We start from the raw sequence: 21,118 nt of genomic DNA on the forward strand, positions 1-21,118 counted from the left end.
TCTTAAGTGAACGGCATTACGCCTTAGGGCGGTTTTTATTGTCAATCGGAACTTAATCAATCGATCTGCTCAGTTTGCTCATCCACGGAGCTCAACCCGCCGCAGAAATATCGTATTTCTTCATCTTGTGATTGAGCGTACTTAATGGAAGCGACAGTTGCTCTGCCGCTCGTTTCGTGTGCCAATTACAAGAGTTTAAGCAGTCAATAATTACGGTACGTTCGTATTGGCTGACGACCTCTTTTAGGCCAACTGCGACATCGTCATCTCCTAGAGGTTCAGGTTCAAACGTGGGCTGTATTGCCGATGTAACTGGAGCAACGACTTGATGGTGTTCTACCTCTTCAGGGATCTGTTCACCAAACTCAATCTGAGTAATGGTTTCGAAATCGGAAAGCAGAACCGAGCGTTCGATGATGTTTTTAAGCTCACGCACGTTACCCGGGTAAGGGTAAGCGAGCAGTTGGTTTCTCACATTAGCACTCAAGCCTGGTGATTGAGGCAAGCCTAACATCGTCGTGGTGTGCTGAACAAAGTGCTCAGCAAGTGGGATAATGTCCGCTTGTCTGGATCTCAGTGGTGGTAAAGTGATAGGGAAAACATTCAAGCGATAGAATAAATCGGCCCTAAAGCCACCGTCTTTAATCTGCTGCATTAAATTACAGTGTGTCGCTGCAATGACTCTGACATCCACTTCAATTTCTTTGCTGGCACCAACAGGACGAACTTTACGTTCTTGCAGCACACGCAGTAGTTTAGCTTGAAGTAGCATTGGCATATCGCCAATTTCATCTAGGAACAGGGTGCCACCGTTTGCTGCTTCAAATAAGCCAACTTTGTCCTTGTCTGCACCGGTAAATGCCCCTTTTCTGTGTCCGAAAAGTTCGGATTCCAGAAGTTGTTCAGGAATTGCGGCGCAGTTCTGAACGATTAATGCTTGATCTGAACGATTCGAGTTTTCGTGAATGTATTTTGCAATGACTTCTTTACCCGCACCTGTCTCGCCTCTTAGTAAGACGTCGACAGGCAGAGAGAGCACCTTATCAAGTCGGCTCAATACATTGACCATCTCTTCACTTTCAGCGATCGGACCTTGATAGGTTTTCTTTGTCCGCTTTTTTAGCTGAGTATTTTCACGGACCAATGCTTGGTTATCGGCGCTTAAACTCTTAATCACTTGTCCATATTGCTCTAACCAAATGGCATGGCGAATATTACTTGCCGCCATTCGGCAAAACTCGGTAAGTGCGGTTTCGTTATCGATAACGCTTAAATCGAGCAAAACCAATAATCCAATGGTTTTGCCTTCATCATCAATCAATGGCCAAGCAAGTAAGTTGTTGCTTTTTAGACCTAACGTTTGCTCGGTTTGATAGATGCCTTCGCAGTCATAACCATTGTAAGTGTATAGCTCATTGATCAAGACAACTTCGCCGTTACGTACGGCGAAGTTGAATGGGTCGGCTTCACTTACTGTGTCTAACTGCAGAGGCTCCCAAGGATGTGAGGCAATGACTTTTTCATGGTGGTGTGCGGTGCTCGGAATCAAGGCTTGACCGGTTTGGTCAAGCACGTAAATGATGCCATGTTTCGCGAAAGTCATTTGCCTTGCTGCTGTGAGAACGGCATCCAAAGTTTGAGCTAACTGGCTGCGATCAGCCAGAGATTGGCTGATCGCAAGTAGGGCGTTACTAAGCTCACTATGGTTAGCTGAACGCATAGGTTAGAGTTCCTTGCTCGTCCACAGAAACTTCAATTTGAGTATGTGAATCATCCTTGTCATTCACCAGTAGTTGAGTCGAAAGCTGCGGCAATAGTTGACGGTTAATAACGGCATCAATATTTCGAGCTCCCGTCTCTGCAAGGCGGCAGTTGCCTAATACGAATTCCACTAAGTTATCACCATAGCAAAGTGCCAGTTTGTGGTGGCTTTGTAGGCGCTCAGACACTTTCTTCAGTTTATGATGGATGATATCAGTCATTGCTGCGTCTGAAAGTGGAAGGAATGGCAACACGGACATACGAGCCAACAAGGCTGGCTTGAAGTGTTGATTCAACGTTGGGCGAATGGCTTCAGCGACGATATTGGCATCAATGTCTTTCGCTTGGTGAACCAAAGACTCAATCTCATGTGTCGCGAGGTTACTCGTCATGATGATGAGTGTATTTTTGAAGTCGATGGTACGACCTTCTCCATCATTTAGCGTGCCTTTGTCGAACACTTGGTAGAACAGGTTGAGTACTTCTGGATCTGCTTTTTCAACTTCATCTAAAAGAACAACAGAGTAAGGGCGCTGACGAACTGCTTCGGTCAGCATACCGCCTTCACCAAAACCAACATAGCCAGGAGGAGAACCAATAAGACGAGAAACCGTGTGTTTCTCTTGGAACTCAGACATGTTGATGGTTGTCATGAAGCGTTCACCACCAAACATCTGATCAGCGATAGCGCGAGCGGTTTCTGTTTTACCTACACCACTTGGGCCAACCAATAAGAAAACACCCGTTGGTGCATCTGGGTTACCTAATCCCGCTTTTGCGGTTTGAATACCTTCAGCAAGCGCATCAATGGCAAATTCTTGGCCTTTAATGTTTTGGATTAGGTTTTGTTTCAAGTTTAAGGTTGCTTGCGACTCATCTTGAAGCATCTTACCAATAGGGATGCCTGTCCAATCAGAAATTACATGACTAATTTCGTCGGGACCCACTTCATAGTGAACGAGTGGATTGGTACCGCGCACGTTATCTAAACGTTCGTTACAAGATTGAATAGCTTCGCGAGTCTGCTCTTCAGAATATTCATGACAATTTGGTTTGTCACTTGTTAGTGCGTCATCATCTTGAACCGTATTGTCAGCTATAGGAGCGCTGTCTTCTTCAGTCGAAGGAGTAGTAAGGCTATAAAGATGGCTACGCAGTTCAATGATTTCTTGAATAAGAGATTGTTCTTTCTTCCATTGAACTTGAAGGGTAGCTTGTTCTTCGGTGGCCTTTTCAATCTTCTCTTTTAGATCAGGAATTAAAGCGGCGCTGTGTTTGTCACCGGTTTGCTGCAGTTGGTCACGCTCAAGAGCTTCGAGTTCGCGGTTCGCAGCCGCAATTTCTTGATGCAATGTTTCGACAGGTGCCGGTGTTGCATTAAGGCTAATATTGACGCGAGCACAAGCCGTATCTAACACGTCGATTGCTTTATCTGGCAGTTGGCGTCCAGTGATGTAACGATCAGCTAAGTTTGCTGCGGCAGTGATTGCGTCGTCACGTACGTACACGTTATGTGATTTTTCATAGGCTGGTCTTAAGCCTCGGATGATCAATGCGGCTTGACTAGCTGATGGCTCATCGAGTTTTACTAGTTGGAAACGGCGCGCCAGAGCTGGATCTTTTTCGAAATATTTCTTGTATTCAGACCATGTGGTGGCAGCAATTGTTTTTACTTCACCACGTGCTAGAGCGGGTTTAAGTAGGTTGGCAGCATCACTGCCTCCAGCTTGATTGCCTCCACCAACTAGCGTGTGAGCTTCATCTATAAATAAAATGATTGGAGTCGGTGAATTCTTCACTTCATCTAGTACTGCGTTAAGGCGTTTTTCAAACTCACCTTTTACACTCGCTCCTGCTTGAAGTAAGCCCATGTCTAGGCCGTATAGTTCAACACCTTTGAGGCAGTCTGGCACATCTCCTTCGGTAATTTTTAATGCAAGACCCTCTACCACCGCTGTTTTACCAACTCCCGGCTCACCTACGGCGATTGGGTTATTTTTTCTGCGTCGCGCCAATATGTCGATTATTTGTCGGATTTCCTGATCACGGCAGAATACTGGGTCGATCTCGCCCTTTCTTGCTTTGCCGGTAAAGTCGGTGGTGAATTTACTTAATGCCGAACCATCTTCACGTGCATCGGTTTTTTCTGATGTCGTTGCTAAAGATTCTAGTGAGTTTGTTGTGAGTTCAGAAAAGTTACGCTTTAAGGTATCTGGGTTTACACCGTCTAAGATTGAAGCGTAGCCGTGCTGACCATAGCGTAGTGGGTTACTCACGAGTGTAAGAAGTAGGGCGCCAGAGCGAATCTGAGTTTCGGATAGATCTAAAGATGAGACCAACCAACTTTCTTGGAGCCATTCGATTAAAAGCGAAGAAAAAACGGGCTTGCTGCCGTTGCCTGTTGTGTTGGTATCTAAAGTCGAACGAATGGATTGCCTTAAAATGGTCTCTGAGCAATCGAAATGACTTAATAAGATATCAAAATCACTATTTGGCCTTTCTAATAAGCTTAATAGATAGTGTTCAATTTGCACTTCATTGGCTTTTTCCGATACGGCTAATGCAGCGGCGTCCTCTAAAGCGACTTTTACAATAGGGTGCAGACGTTGTATTAAAGAGGAAAGGTTTATATTTATCATTTTAGTTCTATTAGTTATGTATATGGGATGCAGCAATTATACTAAAATTGATAACTGGTTTTTTATTCGGTGATGAATTTACTATTGTTTATTGGTTACTTTTATTGTTTGTTTTGGCTTTTTATCTGACTAATATTTAAAATCCCGTTCAAAATAATAAATAGTCTAGGCGTTATGATTTAATTACTAGTTTTTTTGACTTTGTTTCTAATCTTCGAGATAGTTATTTTGCCTTTGTTTTTTAAATTCAATTTATTAGTATCCACGTTCAATAAATCGTTTTTCTAAACAACAAATTGTTGTTAAATATAATATTTATAACGGATAATTTATTGTAACTATCTGTATTTATTGGTTTTATAAAGTTGGCATGATGTTTGTATTAGCTTAATCAGTCGCGGTGATAAGCGATTTGGTGAATTAATGAATTATAAATTTTAAAAAGGAAATATCGATGCCAACTCCAGCATATATGTCTATCAATGGTGAAACTCAAGGTCACATTACTAAAGATACTTACTCTGCAGATTCTGTAGGTAACACTTGGCAAGAAGCTCACGTTGATGAGTTCCTAGTTCAAGAACTTGATCACGTACTAACAGTTCCACGTGACCCACAAAGTGGCCAACCAACAGGTCAACGTGTTCACCGCCCTGTAGTAGTAACTAAAGTACAAGACCGTTGTTCACCTCTGTTATTCAACGCATTAGTGTCTGGCGAAAAGCTTCCTGAGTGTGTAATCCGTTTTTACCGTACTTCAGTACAAGGTAAGCAAGAGCACTACTACTCAATCAAGTTAATTGATGCACTACTTGTAGATATTCAAACTCGTATGAATCACTGTCAAGACGCTGCAACTTCAGATCGTGTAACTGAAGAAGTACTTAAGCTGACTTACCGTGCAATCGAAGTAACTCACGAAAACTGTGGTACTGCTGGTAACGATGACTGGCGTGCTCCACGCGAAGCTTAATCGCTTTTCGTGAAAAACAAAGGGTCAACAACTGCTGTTGGCCCTATTTCTATTATTAGTATCAGGTAAAAGATATGGTGAATGACGTAGAATTTAAGTTTGAACTGCAAGGCTCTGAGCATGATTTTCGTGTGGAGAGCTTTCAGGTAATCGAAGAGCTTTCAAAGCCTTTTCAAATCAGCCTATCATTACTTTCACTTGATCCTGATATCTCATTTGATGCACTCATCCGTAAACCAGGTAGCTTGACTCTATATGGTCAAGGTGTCAGTTCAGCGAGATGCTTTCACGGCGTAGTTAATGAAGTTCGTTACCTTGGATCGGGTAGGAGATTCTCCCGTTACCAACTGACTCTTGTTCCGCAAGCTTGGTTTTTGAGCCAAAGACAAGACTGCCGCATTTTTCAACAAAAATCAGCGTCGGCGATCATCTCTGAAGTTTTAGATGATGCGTCAGTAACTGATTATCGATTAGAACTGTCAGGTGTCTATCCTTCAAAAGAATACGTGCTCCAATATCGAGAGACAGACCTAGAGTTTGTTCAACGAATTTTGGCAGAACACGGCATGTGGTACTACTTCGAACATACAGAAGCTAACCACACAATGGTTATTGTCGACAGTAATGATGCAATCGCTGAGTTATTGAGCACGCCACTAAACGGATCTTATTTAGGCCCTATTGTTTATCATGCGGATGGTGGCGGTGTTGCAGACCGCGAGCATATCTCTGACCTTGAACTCGTGAATAGAGTAAAAACTGGCCACGTTACTTACACTGATTATAACTATGAGTTTCCGAAGATCCCTCAGGAAATGAGCAGCTCCGGCGAACTCGATTTAGATTTGAAATTATTCGATTTTCCAGGACGTTACGTTGACCCAGCAATGGGGCAAGTAAGATCAAATGAATGGATGTCAGAGCACGTTGTAGATAATCAGCAAGTAGAGGCGACCAGTAATGTCATGAGACTGGCGTCTGGATACAGTTTTAGTATCAGTGAGCATCCACGTTCGGCAATTAACCGCGATTACCTCATGCTGTCGGTGATGCATAGTGGTCATGACCCTCAGGTGCATGAAGACGAAACTAATGGTCTGCCAACTACATATCATAATCAGTTCGCGTGTATTCCTAGACATGTTGAGTTTAGAGCTCCAAAACTTGAAGCTCCTTTGGTTGAAGGTACGCAAACAGCGGTTGTCGTGGGGCCTGCAGGTGAAGAGATCTATACCGATAAGCTTGGGCGAATCAAAGTCCAGTTCCATTGGGACCGTTATGGCGAGAGCGATGAGCATTCGAGTTGTTGGATTCGAGTTAGCCAATCAATGGCTGCACCGACTTGGGGGGCGGTATACCTACCTCGCATCGGCCATGAGGTGGTTGTTACCTTCCTAGAGGGAGACCCTGATAGGCCTTTAGTTACTGGCGCAGTTTATAACGGACTTCATTATCCTCCATATTCGTTACCAGAGAACAAAACGCGGACAACTTTTAGAACGCAAACGCATAAAGGGACAGGCTATAACGAGTTGAGCTTTGAAGATGAAGCTAACCAAGAAGAAGTCTACATTCATGCGCAAAAGGACATGTCGACCAAGGTTTTAAATAACCGTTATCGCGACATAGGTCAAGATGAGTTTTTAAAGGTTGCACGCCATCAGACAAATGATGTTCACGGTGATCACAAAGAGACCATTGACGGACACAAGACCACCCAAGTTAACAGTACGTTTACTGAAACTGTCGAACAAGATGTATCCGTTACTTACAATGCCAATGAGACTCAATATGTTAAGAATAACTCTGATCTAGAAATTGGAGACAATCAAATTACCAAGATTGGTAAGAATGATGACTTGGATGTGGGCGAAAATAGCAACTTAACGGTAGGTGCTTCAAAAAGTTCTGACATTGGAGCTGATGATAACCAAACGGTTGGTGGCAACTTAACGGTTTCTGTTAAAGGAAATACTTCATACAAAGCCGATGGTGCGACCCAGATCATAAGCGGTGACAAGATAGTACTGAAAACGGGTGGGTCTTCATTAGTGATGAATAGTGATGGTTCTATCAAGTTGTCCGGTTCTTCAATAACCATTGAAGGAAGCGATAAAGTTGTAGTCAAAGGTGGAAACGTAGCGATCAATTAATGATGGAAAAACAAACCCAAATTATCCAAACCATCACCGAACAGCAAGCCGAATCAACGGCTTGCTTTTCGCGTTTTGGAACAATTGTATCGATTAACGAATCTAAAAGTGGTGTTCGTGTCGATTTCGAAGGTAACCCTTTACAGCAACCAATAAATGCGAGGTTGGGGCGGGGGTTCAAATTAGCCGAGTTACAACTTGCTATTGATAACAAACTTTCATGTCGTATCGAATTTTTAAATAACGATTTTAATCTCCCTTTAGTCACAGATATCTTTTTCTCCATTCTAGATGATTCTGATGAATTTGTACTGAGAGCAAAGAAAATGGTTATTGAAACGGAACAAGAGTTAATTGTGAGAAGTGGCGAAACAGAGACTCGTTACAGCGGCCGTGATGGCCGAATTACCACCAAAGCCAAATATGTGACTTCCCAAGCAGAGAAGGCTCAAAAAATTCAAGGCGGCACCATCGCGATCAATTGATCGTGTTACTAGATTGGATTCACGGATGCGTCAAAAAATAGGTATTGATCAACTAAACCAGCCGATTACTAATGAAGATTTGGAACTCGCCATCACTAATGCGGAAAGTACGCTCGCTTTATTGGACGAGCTTCCTATCAAGTGGCTGGATATGTGTAATGAAAAGCTGTCACTGGCTTCGGAGACACTCGGTTTCTTGTTAAAGCAACGCTTACAAGTACATAAAAGGGGATACCCAAGCGTTAAACTGGAGTATTTAGCGCTGGCTGAGCGTCAGATTGAAGACCTAAAAAATGTTTATTGGTCTTTCTATCGATTGGCTCCGGGATTGATTCATCAATTAAAGCAGAGCGAACCAACCATTTATGCTTGGCTCATGTTGAATTCTGAAATTGGACAAGAGCACGAAAACCTACTTTGTGGTTTATCGATACTTGATGATTTGGATTACCAAACCGCAAAATTGCTAGTTGTTCAGTCATCATTATCAGACATCGACTCTGTGATCATCGGAATGGTTGAAGGTGGTTGTAAGCTTCCCTTACTTTTCCTTGAATGCATACAGTTACGTCAGAGTATTACTGTCGGTTTATTAAAACGTTGGCTCAAAGATAAACGATTTTCCGATCATAAAACGCATTCGTTTTTATCTTTACAAAATGATTCAGAGAGCGTCATTTGGTTAGTTGAAAATACTGCGGGCAGTCAGAATTTGTTTGAACGATTACTTGCGAAGGAAGACAGGAATACATGGTTTCGTAAGGAGTTCGGTGTATCCGTCGATGGTGTCTTTGATCCTGAAGTCATTACTTTTGCCAAACTTTTAGAACTCAAAGAGTTTTCCAAGTTTGATACGAGCGGTGCGCTGGCGCCAATTGAGTTTGTTTTACATGGCCTGAATGAGCACGTTCCTGAAATAGTTGAATTGATGTTAAGCCTTGATGAGTTCGATGGCGAGCAATGGGTTCAGGCGCTCTATATTGTCTATGGACAACGTATGCCAGTGACACCAGAAAATTTTGGCCTCGACATTGAATGGGATGAAATACTCATAAAGTTAACAGAGTGGGTTGAAAGTGGTGCTTACATACAAGTATCACCAAGTCGAATGGGGCAACCTTTGACCTTAGAAACCAGTATACAAGCCATGTTCGATACTCAGGTTAGTACCGTATTTAGGGTTTGGATTTGGCGACAGGTTTGTCTTCACACTCGATCATACATTCCTTGGGATTTTACTATGCCTGCTCATCAACAAAACTGGAATATCACACGATTAACTCAGAATTCAGCAGCCTCAGAAAGGTTCAATTTAAGGAATAATAATGCAGTTGTGGGATATTGAGAATCATCCTGACCTTTCTATTAAAGGCAGATTCCAACGAGATCAGAATGGCGATGAGGTGTGGGTTGTTGTTGGAAAACGCTCTTGGAAACTCGTAGATTCAGTTTGGACGGAGCAAGAAGAGTCAGAGATTTACGACGATCCGATTTATTTGGGTGAAGCGGGGCTTTCCGCGATGAAAGCTGACCAAGAGTTCTCAGTTGTTAAAACCAACACAGATGTACTGATTTTCGGTAAGGCCCGAAGCTACGCGAAAAAGGCAGTTACGTACCATGAGTGTCGGCTTTTGATTGATGGCCATATCGACAAAACCATATCGGTACTTGGTGATAGGCAATGGATTGAGCACGGAGGTAGCGTAACGCTAAGTAAACCACTCCCATTTGTGGAAAAAGAGATGGACTTCTCCTGTGCTATCGGAGGCGATTTAAGAAACCGGCTCGGCGGAGGTATTGCTGATACTAAAGGGGAACTATTGAAACAGAAGGTTCCTTCGGTTTTTTATCCTACGGAAGATTGGAGTGCGACACCCAAGAATACACGGGTTGCTGGATTTGGCCCGTTAGCCCCATTTTTCGGGGCTCGTCAGCAATATGCTGGCACTTTTGATGACGATTGGCTAGAGAATAGGAAACCTCTTTATCCCGTAGACTTTGACCAGCGTTTTTATCAGAGTGCGCCACTAGACCAACAATGCAAAGGCTTCATATCTGGCGGCGAACGTTTGATGATGAGTGGGTTTTGTCATGATGACTCGCTCTCTTTCCGCTTCCCTCAGGAAATGTATGTCGCAGAAGCGCATTTCAAAAATGCTAATTATCAAGCTGATATGTTTATTTCTACCGTTTTCATCGATACCGAGACTCGCACACTTTCAATCAGCTATAGCGCTGCGTTTCCATGTCAAGGTGAGGAGCACCTGTTAGTGTCAACGAAGATTCATAAAAAACAGGAGTTTTCCGATAATGAATAACAATTCAGCACGATTTGTTATTGGGATGGAGGCCATGACACCAACCGGCATGAACCTTGATATCGCCACAACAGTCGCCAAAGCGGATTTGGGAAGGTTTGACCAGAAAGTGGACTTGGATGGAATAGAAAGGTTCACCTTCGCCAATATTGAATACACTTCGAAGACATCATTGTTTGATAAGTGTAAAGAGCTTATTGAGAGCTTAATTGGGTCTCTTTTGAAACAATTGCCTAAAGTATTAAAGCCTATTCCTCTACTAGTTAATATACCGGAGGCTCTTTCTGTTGTTGCGATGAGTGAGTGGTTAAATGAATGTAGGCATTGCGATTCAATCTCACATTATGAAGTTGTTCAACAAAGTGGGCCGTCACATTTAACGACATCATTAGCGAAATTGAACCAATTTGACGCAATTATGAGCATTTCGGTGGACTCACTTGTCGATGACCTTAGCGGTTTAATTGATGCCGGAAAGGTAATGAGCTCATCTAATCCTTGGGGGATTATTCCAAGCGAGGGAGGGGCTGGTGTCATTTTGTGTCGAAACAATTTGGTTAAAACGTTAAAACTTAAGCCCTTGGCGCAATTAGGTTACTTTGACTTAGAAGCCGCAAACACAACTCGTAGAACAATGATGAAGTTAGTGAGAAATGCGAGCCGTAAGATCAAAAATTTTGGGCCTGTATTCTCTGATATGACTAATCTGAGGTCTCATACTGAAGATTATGGGTTCGCGTTAGGTGCACGCGCCGAATGTTTTGATAACCCACAGCAGCCCACTTTAATTAACGATTTATGGGGTACATTGGGTAGTTGTTCTGCATTGGCATTAATGGCCTGCACTATCCAAGAGGTAACGCATAATAGCCCTGTAACCCTGTTAATGTTTGATGTTAAAGGAGAAAGGGCGTTGCTCCAACTCACTTGTATGAAACAGACCTGACTGCATAGCCGTGATACGAAACGCTTATATTATAATCATTATCACACGACAATTCTCTGAAAGGCGATTCAGTAGACAAAGTTAGTCTTAGCGTTTATTTAGATCCACCTTATTCATCAAGCCGCTTTAGTTGCTGCACCGCTCTATCTCTAAATTTGTAACACCTTGATGAAACTGATGTGTATTTTTATCATCGTAATTAAGTATAGCGTTGTACATTCCAATGACGAACTCAAGCTTAGGAGCGGGGCTTGATGGTTTTATGATAAGTGAGCAGTATTTCAGTGCTTTACCATACTCACTTGATATCGAACTATTCCTAATTCCTATTTGGTGAATCCACTTCCCAAACACCTATTCCAATTATAGAGATAATCAATATTATTTCTGAACATTACTCAGATAAACGAACAATTCTTTTTTTTTTAGAATGAACTAAAAATGTGACTCAGTTAACAATGTATGTTTAGTTCGTTATTTACGTGGATAAGTACCCTAATTTTTAGCCAAAAATAGTTAGTTAAAGCGTTTGTCGTAATGTTCGGTTGTTTAGTAATAATAACTGAATTAATAGTCTTACCGATGGTTTTAAATACTGCTATTGAAAAGGGTATTGGACAGTAATTATTATCCAGCATTAATTTATTTCGTTTGATAAAGAGTTTAACGTGCCAGAAAAGCAAGGGACAGCCAAAGGTTATCTAGATAAGTTGGTTGTGAAAGCGATCGAAAAGAAAAATCAGCAAGCTCAGAATATGGCTAATAAAAATAAGCCCAAGCTAGAGTATGTGATTTTCTCCCAATTTGACGTGTTAGATACATTACCTTCAAAAAATGGCAAAACGACTGTTTATCACCTGGCCAAGAAAGGGAACCCTGAAAAACAGGTTTGCTGTAAGGTTCTAAATGAAGGTTCATCTGAACTTGCGAATGAATTAATCATTAATGAAGCCAGTCGTCTTGAGATGTCTCAACATCCGAGTGTTGCTGATTTCATTAAAATAGGCAAAGAGTTCGATCGACCATACTTTATGTATCAGTGGATTCAGGGCGAATCTTTGGCTGAAAAAATGGCTCGTCATACTCCTAAAGGTTTTAGGCATGATCATATTGCGTGGCTGATATATCAATTATCTGGTGCGCTTGAGTTTATGCACACGAGAGGTGTCTGCCATTTAGATATTAAACCTTCAAACATTATTGTTACAGAGTCCGATTATGTAAAGTTGATCGACTTTGGTGCTGCTCGTTATGTTGGTGAATCTAATACTTACGCAGAAGCAAGCATGAGCTATGCGTCTCCTGCATTTATAAAGTCTGGCGTGGCTCAACCTCAAGATGACGTCTATTCATTGGCGTTATTAACTGGGCATCTATTTCTTGGTGCTGCATTTGGTGATGCTTGGACAACTCAATTACAAGCAAAAAAACGACCAGGTTTAATCCCTAACCATGTATGGAAGTTAATTAAAGATGTTGTCAACAACCCTCGACAGCACAGGTATACAGCGACTTCGTTTGCGCAGCAACTAGCTAAGATCGATACCCAAAAATTTGGTGCTGATGTAAGTGCTCCCTTATTTAGTAGTTTACGGAATGCTGATCTCGTTCTAACCAAACATCGAACTATTGACAGAATTCAAAGTGGTCGACTCCGATACTTAGAAGCGAGTTTGGTTCTGTGTGTCGTAATTATCACTGGCACATATTTATATAACCAAGGTCAGCCTGAATGGAAATCGATTGTTAAATCTACCAGCAGTTCAAGTAGCCTTGTGAGCACTATTAAACCTGCACAAACCGCGTCTTTTTTAGCGCAGTCTCCATGGGATATTGAATTCGCGTTACAAGATATGGAAAAAGATGTCGTCTCGACAGCTCCTTACCGAGAAGCTTATGAAGTCCAACAGAGCAAATTAGCTAAGTTGTATAAAAACTATGAATCGGACTTGAATGAATATGAAGGGGCGGTCGATCTACTTCCTAAAACTCTGATGTCGATCCGGCATGATCTCGTTGTTTTGCGAGAAAAACTGAACAGTGACGGCTCTCTATTTCCTTATGCAGATAAAGCGCTGACGGAAACGATGGCAAGTCTGAATAAGGCGACCATCAATTCACAAAATATTGCCGCCTTTGGTGGGAATCAAGAACAGCGTTTAGTCGAACTCATCTTAGATGGGAAATCAGATGTTGCAGACAGTGATATTGAAACTGCTTGGAAAGTAAACCAGTCAAGAGCCTACTTTTATAGTCATGTATTACCGCGAAAAGTGCTCAGCGGAATAGATGCCTCGATAGAGAAAAATGCAAAGCAGCATTATTACACCAAAGCAATTCTTGAGGCAGAAGCTGCGCAATCATTTTTTGGTAACACGCCAAAATTGAAAGCTAAAGTAAGAGCTCTAAAAGTAGCAAGAAGCGAATTTATCTTGTTCAGTACTGTAACTGAACAATCAGTATTTGGCCGACAGAAACTTCACGACTCGTTAGCTGATCTAGAGACTAATGCCCCTAAGAAATTCAGCGAAATAACGGAAATTCTTAATAGTATGGCAAGTGATTCTATAGACAAAAGTCATCAACTATCTAAACCAGCGCGAGGTGCTATAGCAATCGAGCGAGCAATTAGAAATTACAATTCTGAAAGCAGAGGTTAACTTGAGTCTGATCGATACTGAAACGCTATTAGCACCAATATCTGAACACTCACCAACTGGTGAGGATGCTAGGTACGAGTTTTGCTATGAAATGATGGAAGCCGAAGTGAAAAAATTTGGTTCATTATTTGGTGAGACTGTTGACTGGCATATAGTAAAAGTCCATTCGATTGAAGTGCTAAGTCAGCATAGTAAGGATCTTAAAGCGCTTTGTTATCTGATCCGTTCTTTGGTAGAGGACAAAGGCGAGATAGGGCTTGAGGAAGGATTATCTTTGCTCAATGACTCAATCAGTCGTTTTGGTCATGAGTTATACCCTAAACGTAAAAGAGGTATAGATGGGGCTGTTGAGTGGCTCAATCATCAATTCAAACTCGTCGCGACTAAATTGTCTGCAGAATCCCTTGACTGGGAAGTTCTATCTCGATGTATCACACTAACTGAAGGTATCCAGCGTCAGTTTGACGAGATATTTCAAGACTCTGATGTAGACTTTTTCGAATTAAAAAGTCATTTGAATCAACTAATGCAGAACGCATCTTTAAATGAAGAAACGTTGGTTGAACACAGTTTGGCTGATTCCGAACCGCTCATTGATGTTGTTGCACTGTCCGAGAAAGCGATCGTTCCACAAAGCCACGAAGCTGACAGTCCGAAGACGCACACCACGCCTAATCAGAAACGAAGTAAACCTCGAGAGCACAGCACTGTAGACGTTGACACAGATTTTTCATCTCCGGCTGCATCAAAGCGTACGTTAAAAAAAGTGTCTGAGATCATGGTGCATTCAAATCCGACTGAACCTTTAGGATATCGGATTTACCGTCACCTGACATGGGCCGACGTTGATGGTTTACCTGATCACAAAGACAATCTAACGCCTCTTAGCCTCGCTGTGTCATCAGACCAGCAGGCGGAATATCGAGATAAAGCAAATCAAGAAAGTGATATCGATACGATCAAGCGTTTAGAGCGAACACTTACTGATGCGCCATTTTGGCTGACTGGGCATTATTTCGTTTATTCAATATTAGACAATCTTGGGTATGACGAAGCTGCGTTGGCTGTAAAGCAAGAAACAAAGAGATTTGTCGATTCTTTTGAGGGAATTGAGAACCTCTCTTTCAAAAATTCTATTCCATTTGCGGATGAAGCAACGATTACTTGGTTGTCTACAGGTAACGCTTGTCCTTCGGGTAAGTCGTCAATAATTCAAACTATTGTTGTAGCTGAAGATGATCTATCTGAGATGGAGGATATTGCCCTAGGTGACTTGGGTAAATATGTGGCTGAACTGTCAAACAAACTCGAGTTGGATAACTCCGGTCGTGGACAATTCATGTTGCACTTAAAGTTAGTGAAAGCCTACCAAAGTGTTGGTTTATACCCTTTGTGCTTGCCTTACTTGGAACAAAGTTGGGCAGTGGCTAAGGAACTAAATCTATCAATTTGGGAACCCCATTTGTTTTTTTCTTTAGAAAATCTAATTCAAAAAACTCTAAAGGAACTATATCGAACTAAGGATTTTTTACCTGTGAGATATAGCGAATGGGAAACAATTTATGACCAGCAATAAACTAGAAAGGACTAATTATGTCACGTGATGGCTCGGTGGCTCCGAAAGAGCGAATTAATATACGTTATGTTCCAGCAACAGGCGATGCGTCTGATGATGTTGAACTGCCCCTAAGTATGATGGTTGTCGGTGACTTCACTGCTCGTGCAGATGAAACTCCGATCGAAGAGCGTAATCCGATTAATATCGATAAAGATAACTTTAACGAAGTATTAGAAGGTTACGCACCGAATATAAAAGCAAATGTTGAAAACCGTCTTTCTGATGAAGAAGGTGCGCAAATTGGCGTTGATATTACATTCAAAAATATGAAGGACTTTACTCCAGAGTCGATTGCGAAGAGCGTTCCTGAACTGAATGGTTTACTAGAACTTCGCGAAGCCTTGGTTGCATTGAAAGGCCCTCTAGGGAATGTACCTGCGTTCCGTAAGAAGATTGCAGCAGTTCTTCAAGATGAAGAAGCAAGAAAGAAACTTTTGGATGAACTAAGCATTGGTGCAGACCAAGGCGAAAAAGCAGAGTAAGGAAGATCATGTCGGCAGAAGCACAAGCACCAGAACAAGAAGCAGCTCTAGTTGAGTCGGGCTCTCTTCTGGATAGCATTTTAAATGAGACTCGCCTTAAACCTAGTGATGAAGGTTTTGACGTTGCAAAGCGTGGCGTTGAAGCATTCATTGGTGAGTTATTAAGCAGCTCAACAGTAGAAAAAGTAGACCAGTCTTTAGTTGATTTGATGATCTCTGAGATTGATCAAAAGTTGTCTAAACAGGTTGATGCAATTCTTCACAACGAAGAAGTTCAAGCGATTGAATCAACATGGCGTGGTCTTAAATATCTTGTTGATCACACGGACTTCCGTGAAAACATTCAAATCGAACTTATTTCGGCTAAGAAAGACGAAGTTCTGGATGATTTTGAAGATGCTCCTGAAGTAGTGAAATCAGGTTTATATAAGCAGATTTATACTCGTGAATACGGTCAATTTGGTGGTAAGCCTGTAGGTGCCGTTATTTGTGATTACCAACTATCTGCGTCTTCGCCTGATATTAAACTAATGGAATATATGGGTAATGTAGGTGCTATGTCTCATGCACCATTTATTACTTCTGCATCTTCTCAATTCTTTGGTTTAGATTCTTATGAAGAATTACCAAACTTAAAAGACTTAAAGTCGGTATTTGAAGGTCCTCAGTATACTAAGTGGCGCGGATTCCGCGAGCACGAAGACGCACGTTATGTTGGGCTGTGTACATCACGTTTTATGCTGCGTACGCCATACTCAGTTGAAGACAACCCAATTAAGGCGTTTGATTACGATGAAATGGTTACGGACAGCCATGACAATTACCTTTGGGGTAACTCAGCTTATGCTATGGCTTCAAAGATCAGTGAGTCGTTTGCAAAATATCGCTGGTGTCCAAACATTATTGGCCCGCAAAGTGGTGGTGCGGTAACCGACTTACCGGTTTATAACTTTGAAGCGATGGGTCAGATCGAAACTAAGATCCCAACCGAAATTCTGGTTTCTGACCGCCGAGAGTATGAACTTGCAGAAGAAGGCTTTATGGCTTTAACAATGCGTAAAGGTTCTGATAACGCAGCGTTCTTCTCGGCAAACTCAGTTCAAAAACCAAAAGTGTTTGCGAATACACCTGAAGGCAAGCAAGCTGAGATGAACTACAAGTTGGGTACTCAGCTACCTTACATGTTCATTATCAACCGCTTAGCTCATTACATTAAGGTGCTTCAACGTGAGCAAATTGGTTCTTGGAAAGAGCGTACCGATTTGGAAGTTGAGCTTAATAAATGGATTCGTCAATACGTATCTGACCAAGAGAACCCGCCAGCAGAAGTTCGTGGTCGTCGACCGTTACGAGCGGCTAAAGTCGAAGTGTCTGACGTTGAGGGTGACCCAGGTTGGTATAAAGTATCAATGTCTGTTCGTCCTCACTTCAAGTACATGGGCGCGAGCTTTGACTTATCTTTGGTTGGTAAGCTAGACCAATAATAAGTTTGGAAATAAATAAGCGGCCAGGTTCACTGGCTGCTTTTTTTCTTAGAGTGTTATATGGAAAAAGGTTACCGATTATTAGAACGAATTGAACTTGGTGAGCCGAAAAACTGTTATGAAAAAGTGGTTTCACATAGGCATTTAATTGAATCCATTCATCTGCACCTTGCTGATTTGCTTAATACTCATGCGGGTAATGCAATGATCGATGGGGAATATGGCTTACCTGATTTCAATGATGTTCTATCGAACAACACCAATTTAGTTCGTCACATCCAAAAGAACATCACTTCCACAATAGAAAGCTTCGAACCTCGGCTACGAAGCGTTGAAGTACATTACCGAGAAAATCACAACAACCCTCTTCAATTAGGCTTTGGCATATGCGGAGAAGTCTTACACAACGGTGGAAAAGTTCCGATGTCTATCGATGTCTATATGGGAACTGACGGCCAATTTAACGTTTAGTAGGTGCCCATTGAGTAACAGTAAATACTTTCAAGATGAACTCACATATCTACGAGAATCCGGCAGCGAATTTGCCAAGTACAATCCAAAACTGACCAACTTTTTGTCTGAAGGAACATTCGATCCTGATGTAGAACGTCTTCTTGAAGGTTTTGCGTTTCTTACTGGCCGTATTAGAGAAAAGATTGATGATGAACTCCCAGAGCTCACTCAGTCGTTAATGACGCTGTTGTGGCCACATTACATGCGCTCGATTCCTTCGTTATGCATTAGCGAACTAACGCCACACTCCGGAAGTGTCACTGAAAAAACAGTGGTAAAGCGCGGGGCTGAGATGGCTAGTGAACAAGTGGAAGGTACGCAATGTTTATTCAGAACCTGCTATGACGTAGAGCTTTTCCCCTTAAAAATCACAAGCATTGACCAAAGCAACAGTCGAACAAGCTCATCTGTTGATGTGACACTTGCGACTGAACATGGGCTAGAGTTATCTCGTATCGGGTTAGATAAATTAAGGTTTCATTTACATGGTGAGATCCATATAACTAGAATTCTTTTCTTATGGATATTTAGATACTTAGACTACGTCGAGTTAGACGTGGGCGGTGGGTATAAACGTAAACTTGGACCTGAATTTGTTAAACCGGTTGGGTACCAAGACGACGAAGCGATACTGCCATATAGCGACAATTCATTTGCAGGTTATCGTTTGTTGCAAGAATATTTTTCTTTACCAGACAAATTTATGTTTTTTGATATTACGGGTCTCGATTGGCTAAAAGGGATACCACAAAGAAGTACCGTGAACCTTAAATTCCATTTTAAGAGAGCATTACCTGCCGAAGTTGTCCTGAAAGATAAGCACTTAAGGTTACATTGCACGCCAGCTGTGAACCTATTCGAAAAAGATGGTGATCCAATTCGGCTTGAACATCGCCGAAATGAGTATAAAGTTCGGCCACAGAGTGACAACCAGGATCACTACGAAGTTTATTCAATAAACCAAGTAGAAAGTTGGAGCAAAAATGAAAGGCGACGAAAATCTCTTATTGAATTTGAGTCCTTTGAACACCAAATAAATCAAAGAGATAAACGTGATTTCTACAAGTCAAAAGTTTCAGAGCGAGTGAGTGGAAGAGGGCTTGAGCGTTATATATCTTTTCATACCCACAATGGGGATATTGCAGACCTAGGAACCGAAACGGTTTTGATGAAGTTATTGTGCAGTAATGCAGATTTGTCTGAAAGATTGTCTGTAGGAGACATCATATATACCACACATAAATCTCCAACTTACGCCACGTTTAGTAATATTACTAAACCTACGCAATCTGTTAGCCCGCAAGTGAATGGCGAACTCCAATGGCAACTGATTGCTAATATGTCATTGAATTATCTATCGCTCTCTAATATTGATGTACTCAAGGTTTTACTGTCTACATATGACTTCCATTCTAGAGTGGATAGGCAGGCTCATAGGGCTTCGTTGCACAGGCTTGACGGCATTATCTCATCAGAAATGAAACCTATCGATAGAGTGTTTAGAGGGGTATCCGTTCGTGGTAATCAATTTAAGCTTAAGATGAACTCTAGTTTTTTTGTCAATGAAGGGGACATGTTTTTGATGGCAAATGTATTGAATGAGTTCATACGCTTATATTCAAGTGTTAACTCATTTACAGAGTTAGAAGTCTACGATGAACGCAGTGGCGAAAGCTACCAATGGGCAAGTTTAACTGGACAGCAAACAATCTTATGATTGATGAATTATCAGAAAAAATAAACGAATTTAGCTTTTTTCAAGCAGTTTTGTTGTTAGAGAAGCACTACCAACTATTACCGGGCAGTGATTTTGTAGCGGTTGGTGAAAACAAATATTTTTATCAAGAGAGAATTGCGTTTAGTGTCTCACCAAACCTCTGTTTCCCCAAAAGTGATATGGAATTCATCAGTCATATGGAAAGGTCTGGTGAGCACTATTCGAGAATTGAAACTAACTTTTTAGGATTACACGGTTCAAGTTCACCTTTGCCCGCGAACTATACAGAAAAATTAGTAGGTAGAGATGATGATAATCCAGTTAGAGACTTCTTTGATTTCTTTCATAATAGATATACCAGTTTAATCTATCGTGTTTGGAAAAAGTACCGTTATCATGTTCAGTATCAAAGCGATGCAACAGATGACTTTTCTGGGCGTATGCTGCACCTAGCAGGGTTGTCTAATGTTATTCAAGAGTCTGATACGATCGGGCTTGATCGTGCAAAGATTTTGTCTTACGTCAATCAGCTATCTACCAGGACACGCTCTCCGAAACTGATTTCTGGCATTGTTGCGCACTATTTTTCATTACCAAGTGTTCGAATCGAAGAGTGGGTCTTTCGAAGAGTAAAAATTGCCGAATGCCAAAGGAATCAATTAAATAGAACGAATTGTATTTTGGGTTCAAATTTACATTTAGGTAAGAGCATCCCAGATCTAAACGGTAAGTTTAATCTTTGTATTGATAACATTGATTTCGAGACGTTCCGAAAGTTCTCCTATGGAGGAGATTTCCATAAAACTTTAGTGGGGTTGATGCGTTTTATTCTTCGTGACCCCATGTCTTGGGATTTAAAGCTAACCGTTGATTTAGACTCAGTTCCAAAGAACCAACTCGGTCAAGGTGATGGGACGAGTTTGGGGCAAACTTTTTGGTTGGGTCAAGCAGGTACGAAAGATGCGAAGATTAGAGTAATTGGAGGCATTTAAAAAAGCCGCTCATAAGAGCGGCTTTATTTTTAACGACTGATTGGCTGGTGTAGCACTACTGTTGTATTGAGAGAGCGAATGCCATTGAAAGACTCTATCTCATTACATAAATGGTGTATTGATTGCAGATCAGGAGCTTCAATCAAAGAAATAATGTCGTAGGTCCCCCCAACAATGCTTGTAAGTCTGACTTCAGGTAGTTCTTTTAATGCATTACTTACATCATTTTTCTTACCTTTTTCACAAGAAATTAGCAAATAACTGGCCGCTTTTCTCCCGTCATTTTCTACTCTTATTTGTGCCGTATACCCTTTGATAATACCGGTCTTTTCAAGCCTGTTGATGCGTTCAGCGACCGCTGTTCGCGACAAGCCGAT

General features: G+C 41.6%; 15 protein-coding genes and 2 pseudogenes. 13 read left to right on the forward strand and 4 right to left on the reverse strand.

Features of this window, described 5'->3' with window-relative positions; all coding sequences use genetic code 11:
• Positions 1 to 91: 91 nt before the first annotated feature.
• The 3 genes and pseudogenes from AB4503_RS23600 to tssH all read right to left on the reverse strand — a co-directional run.
• Positions 92 to 256: pseudogene (locus tag AB4503_RS23600) on the reverse strand (helix-turn-helix domain-containing protein); the annotation flags it as partial.
• Between the two features lie 83 nt (positions 257 to 339).
• Positions 340 to 1,720, reverse strand: a pseudogene (locus tag AB4503_RS23605) (sigma 54-interacting transcriptional regulator); the annotation flags it as partial.
• Positions 1,707 to 4,400 carry a type VI secretion system ATPase TssH gene (tssH, locus tag AB4503_RS23610; RefSeq protein ID WP_372115802.1) on the reverse strand — a complete coding sequence of 898 codons (2,694 nt, stop codon included), beginning with the start codon at positions 4,398 to 4,400 and terminating at the stop codon, positions 1,707 to 1,709. The pseudogene AB4503_RS23605 and the gene tssH, both read right to left, overlap by 14 nt.
• A 454-nt stretch (positions 4,401 to 4,854) precedes the next feature.
• Here tssH and AB4503_RS23615 point away from each other — a divergent pair, with 454 nt between their 5' ends.
• From AB4503_RS23615 to tssG, 13 genes are all read left to right on the forward strand, one after another.
• On the forward strand, positions 4,855 to 5,373 hold the full coding sequence (locus AB4503_RS23615) for an Hcp family type VI secretion system effector (RefSeq protein ID WP_012600867.1): 519 nt from the start codon (positions 4,855 to 4,857) through the stop codon (positions 5,371 to 5,373).
• 74 nt (positions 5,374 to 5,447) lie between these two features.
• Entirely contained in the window at positions 5,448 to 7,526 is a 2,079-nt protein-coding gene (tssI, locus tag AB4503_RS23620) for a type VI secretion system tip protein TssI/VgrG (RefSeq protein ID WP_372115803.1), read from the forward strand.
• Positions 7,526 to 8,011: a hypothetical protein gene (locus AB4503_RS23625; protein ID WP_017062589.1), complete on the forward strand. Its 486-nt coding sequence runs from the start codon at positions 7,526 to 7,528 to the stop codon at positions 8,009 to 8,011. Before tssI ends, AB4503_RS23625 begins: the two co-directional genes overlap by 1 nt.
• A 25-nt stretch (positions 8,012 to 8,036) precedes the next feature.
• The gene (locus AB4503_RS23630) at positions 8,037 to 9,356 is read left to right on the forward strand and encodes a hypothetical protein (RefSeq protein WP_371722023.1); all 1,320 of its coding nucleotides are present in this window, start codon (positions 8,037 to 8,039) and stop codon (positions 9,354 to 9,356) included.
• Positions 9,337 to 10,329 carry a DUF2169 domain-containing protein gene (locus AB4503_RS23635; RefSeq protein ID WP_372115804.1) on the forward strand — a complete coding sequence of 331 codons (993 nt, stop codon included), beginning with the start codon at positions 9,337 to 9,339 and terminating at the stop codon, positions 10,327 to 10,329. Before AB4503_RS23630 ends, AB4503_RS23635 begins: the two co-directional genes overlap by 20 nt.
• Positions 10,322 to 11,275, forward strand: a complete 954-nt coding sequence (locus AB4503_RS23640; RefSeq protein ID WP_372115805.1) for a hypothetical protein — start codon at positions 10,322 to 10,324, stop codon at positions 11,273 to 11,275. Before AB4503_RS23635 ends, AB4503_RS23640 begins: the two co-directional genes overlap by 8 nt.
• Positions 11,276 to 11,943: 668 nt before the next feature.
• A complete protein-coding gene (locus AB4503_RS23645) occupies positions 11,944 to 13,935 on the forward strand; it encodes a protein kinase domain-containing protein (protein ID WP_102333582.1) in 1,992 nt (663 codons plus the stop codon).
• 1 nt (position 13,936) lies between these two features.
• On the forward strand, positions 13,937 to 15,511 hold the full coding sequence (gene tssA / locus AB4503_RS23650) for a type VI secretion system protein TssA (RefSeq protein ID WP_372115806.1): 1,575 nt from the start codon (positions 13,937 to 13,939) through the stop codon (positions 15,509 to 15,511).
• Between the two features lie 17 nt (positions 15,512 to 15,528).
• Positions 15,529 to 16,035 (forward strand): type VI secretion system contractile sheath small subunit, encoded by a 507-nt coding sequence (gene tssB, locus AB4503_RS23655; protein WP_017064520.1) that lies wholly within the window; start codon positions 15,529 to 15,531, stop codon positions 16,033 to 16,035.
• Positions 16,036 to 16,043: 8 nt separating this feature from the next.
• A complete protein-coding gene (gene tssC, locus AB4503_RS23660) occupies positions 16,044 to 17,519 on the forward strand; it encodes a type VI secretion system contractile sheath large subunit (protein ID WP_017062582.1) in 1,476 nt (491 codons plus the stop codon).
• A 60-nt stretch (positions 17,520 to 17,579) separates the two neighbouring features.
• Positions 17,580 to 17,990, forward strand: coding sequence for a type VI secretion system baseplate subunit TssE (gene tssE / locus AB4503_RS23665; protein ID WP_017067543.1), 411 nt, complete (start codon positions 17,580 to 17,582; stop codon positions 17,988 to 17,990).
• 10 nt (positions 17,991 to 18,000) lie between these two features.
• Positions 18,001 to 19,749, forward strand: a complete 1,749-nt coding sequence (gene tssF, locus AB4503_RS23670) for a type VI secretion system baseplate subunit TssF (protein WP_017064523.1) — start codon at positions 18,001 to 18,003, stop codon at positions 19,747 to 19,749.
• Positions 19,746 to 20,741: a type VI secretion system baseplate subunit TssG gene (gene tssG, locus AB4503_RS23675; protein WP_192853946.1), complete on the forward strand. Its 996-nt coding sequence runs from the start codon at positions 19,746 to 19,748 to the stop codon at positions 20,739 to 20,741. The genes tssF and tssG overlap by 4 nt, the downstream gene beginning before the upstream one ends.
• Before the next feature lie 29 nt (positions 20,742 to 20,770).
• On the opposite strand, the gene AB4503_RS23680 is transcribed toward tssG, so the two are convergent.
• The coding region (locus AB4503_RS23680; RefSeq protein WP_372115807.1) for an Lrp/AsnC family transcriptional regulator at positions 20,771 to 21,118 on the reverse strand (348 nt) is incomplete at its 5' end.

Source organism: Vibrio sp. 10N.222.55.B11 (assembly GCF_041473705.1).
Taxonomy (GTDB): Bacteria; Pseudomonadota; Gammaproteobacteria; order Enterobacterales; family Vibrionaceae; genus Vibrio; species Vibrio crassostreae_C.

Bases quoted from the DNA above. Each gene is read 5' to 3' on its own strand.
- tssB (WP_017064520.1), top strand. From the start codon at position 15,529: ATGTCACGTGATGGCTCGGTGGCTCCGAAAGAGCGAATTAATATACGT.
- tssH (WP_372115802.1), bottom strand. From the start codon at position 4,400: ATGATAAATATAAACCTTTCCTCTTTAATACAACGTCTGCACCCTATT.
- AB4503_RS23640 (WP_372115805.1), top strand. From the start codon at position 10,322: ATGAATAACAATTCAGCACGATTTGTTATTGGGATGGAGGCCATGACA.
- AB4503_RS23615 (WP_012600867.1), top strand. From the start codon at position 4,855: ATGCCAACTCCAGCATATATGTCTATCAATGGTGAAACTCAAGGTCAC.
- AB4503_RS23635 (WP_372115804.1), top strand. From the start codon at position 9,337: ATGCAGTTGTGGGATATTGAGAATCATCCTGACCTTTCTATTAAAGGC.
- tssI (WP_372115803.1), top strand. From the start codon at position 5,448: ATGGTGAATGACGTAGAATTTAAGTTTGAACTGCAAGGCTCTGAGCAT.
- tssG (WP_192853946.1), top strand. From the start codon at position 19,746: ATGATTGATGAATTATCAGAAAAAATAAACGAATTTAGCTTTTTTCAA.
- AB4503_RS23625 (WP_017062589.1), top strand. From the start codon at position 7,526: ATGATGGAAAAACAAACCCAAATTATCCAAACCATCACCGAACAGCAA.
- tssC (WP_017062582.1), top strand. From the start codon at position 16,044: ATGTCGGCAGAAGCACAAGCACCAGAACAAGAAGCAGCTCTAGTTGAG.
- AB4503_RS23630 (WP_371722023.1), top strand. From the start codon at position 8,037: ATGCGTCAAAAAATAGGTATTGATCAACTAAACCAGCCGATTACTAAT.
- tssE (WP_017067543.1), top strand. From the start codon at position 17,580: ATGGAAAAAGGTTACCGATTATTAGAACGAATTGAACTTGGTGAGCCG.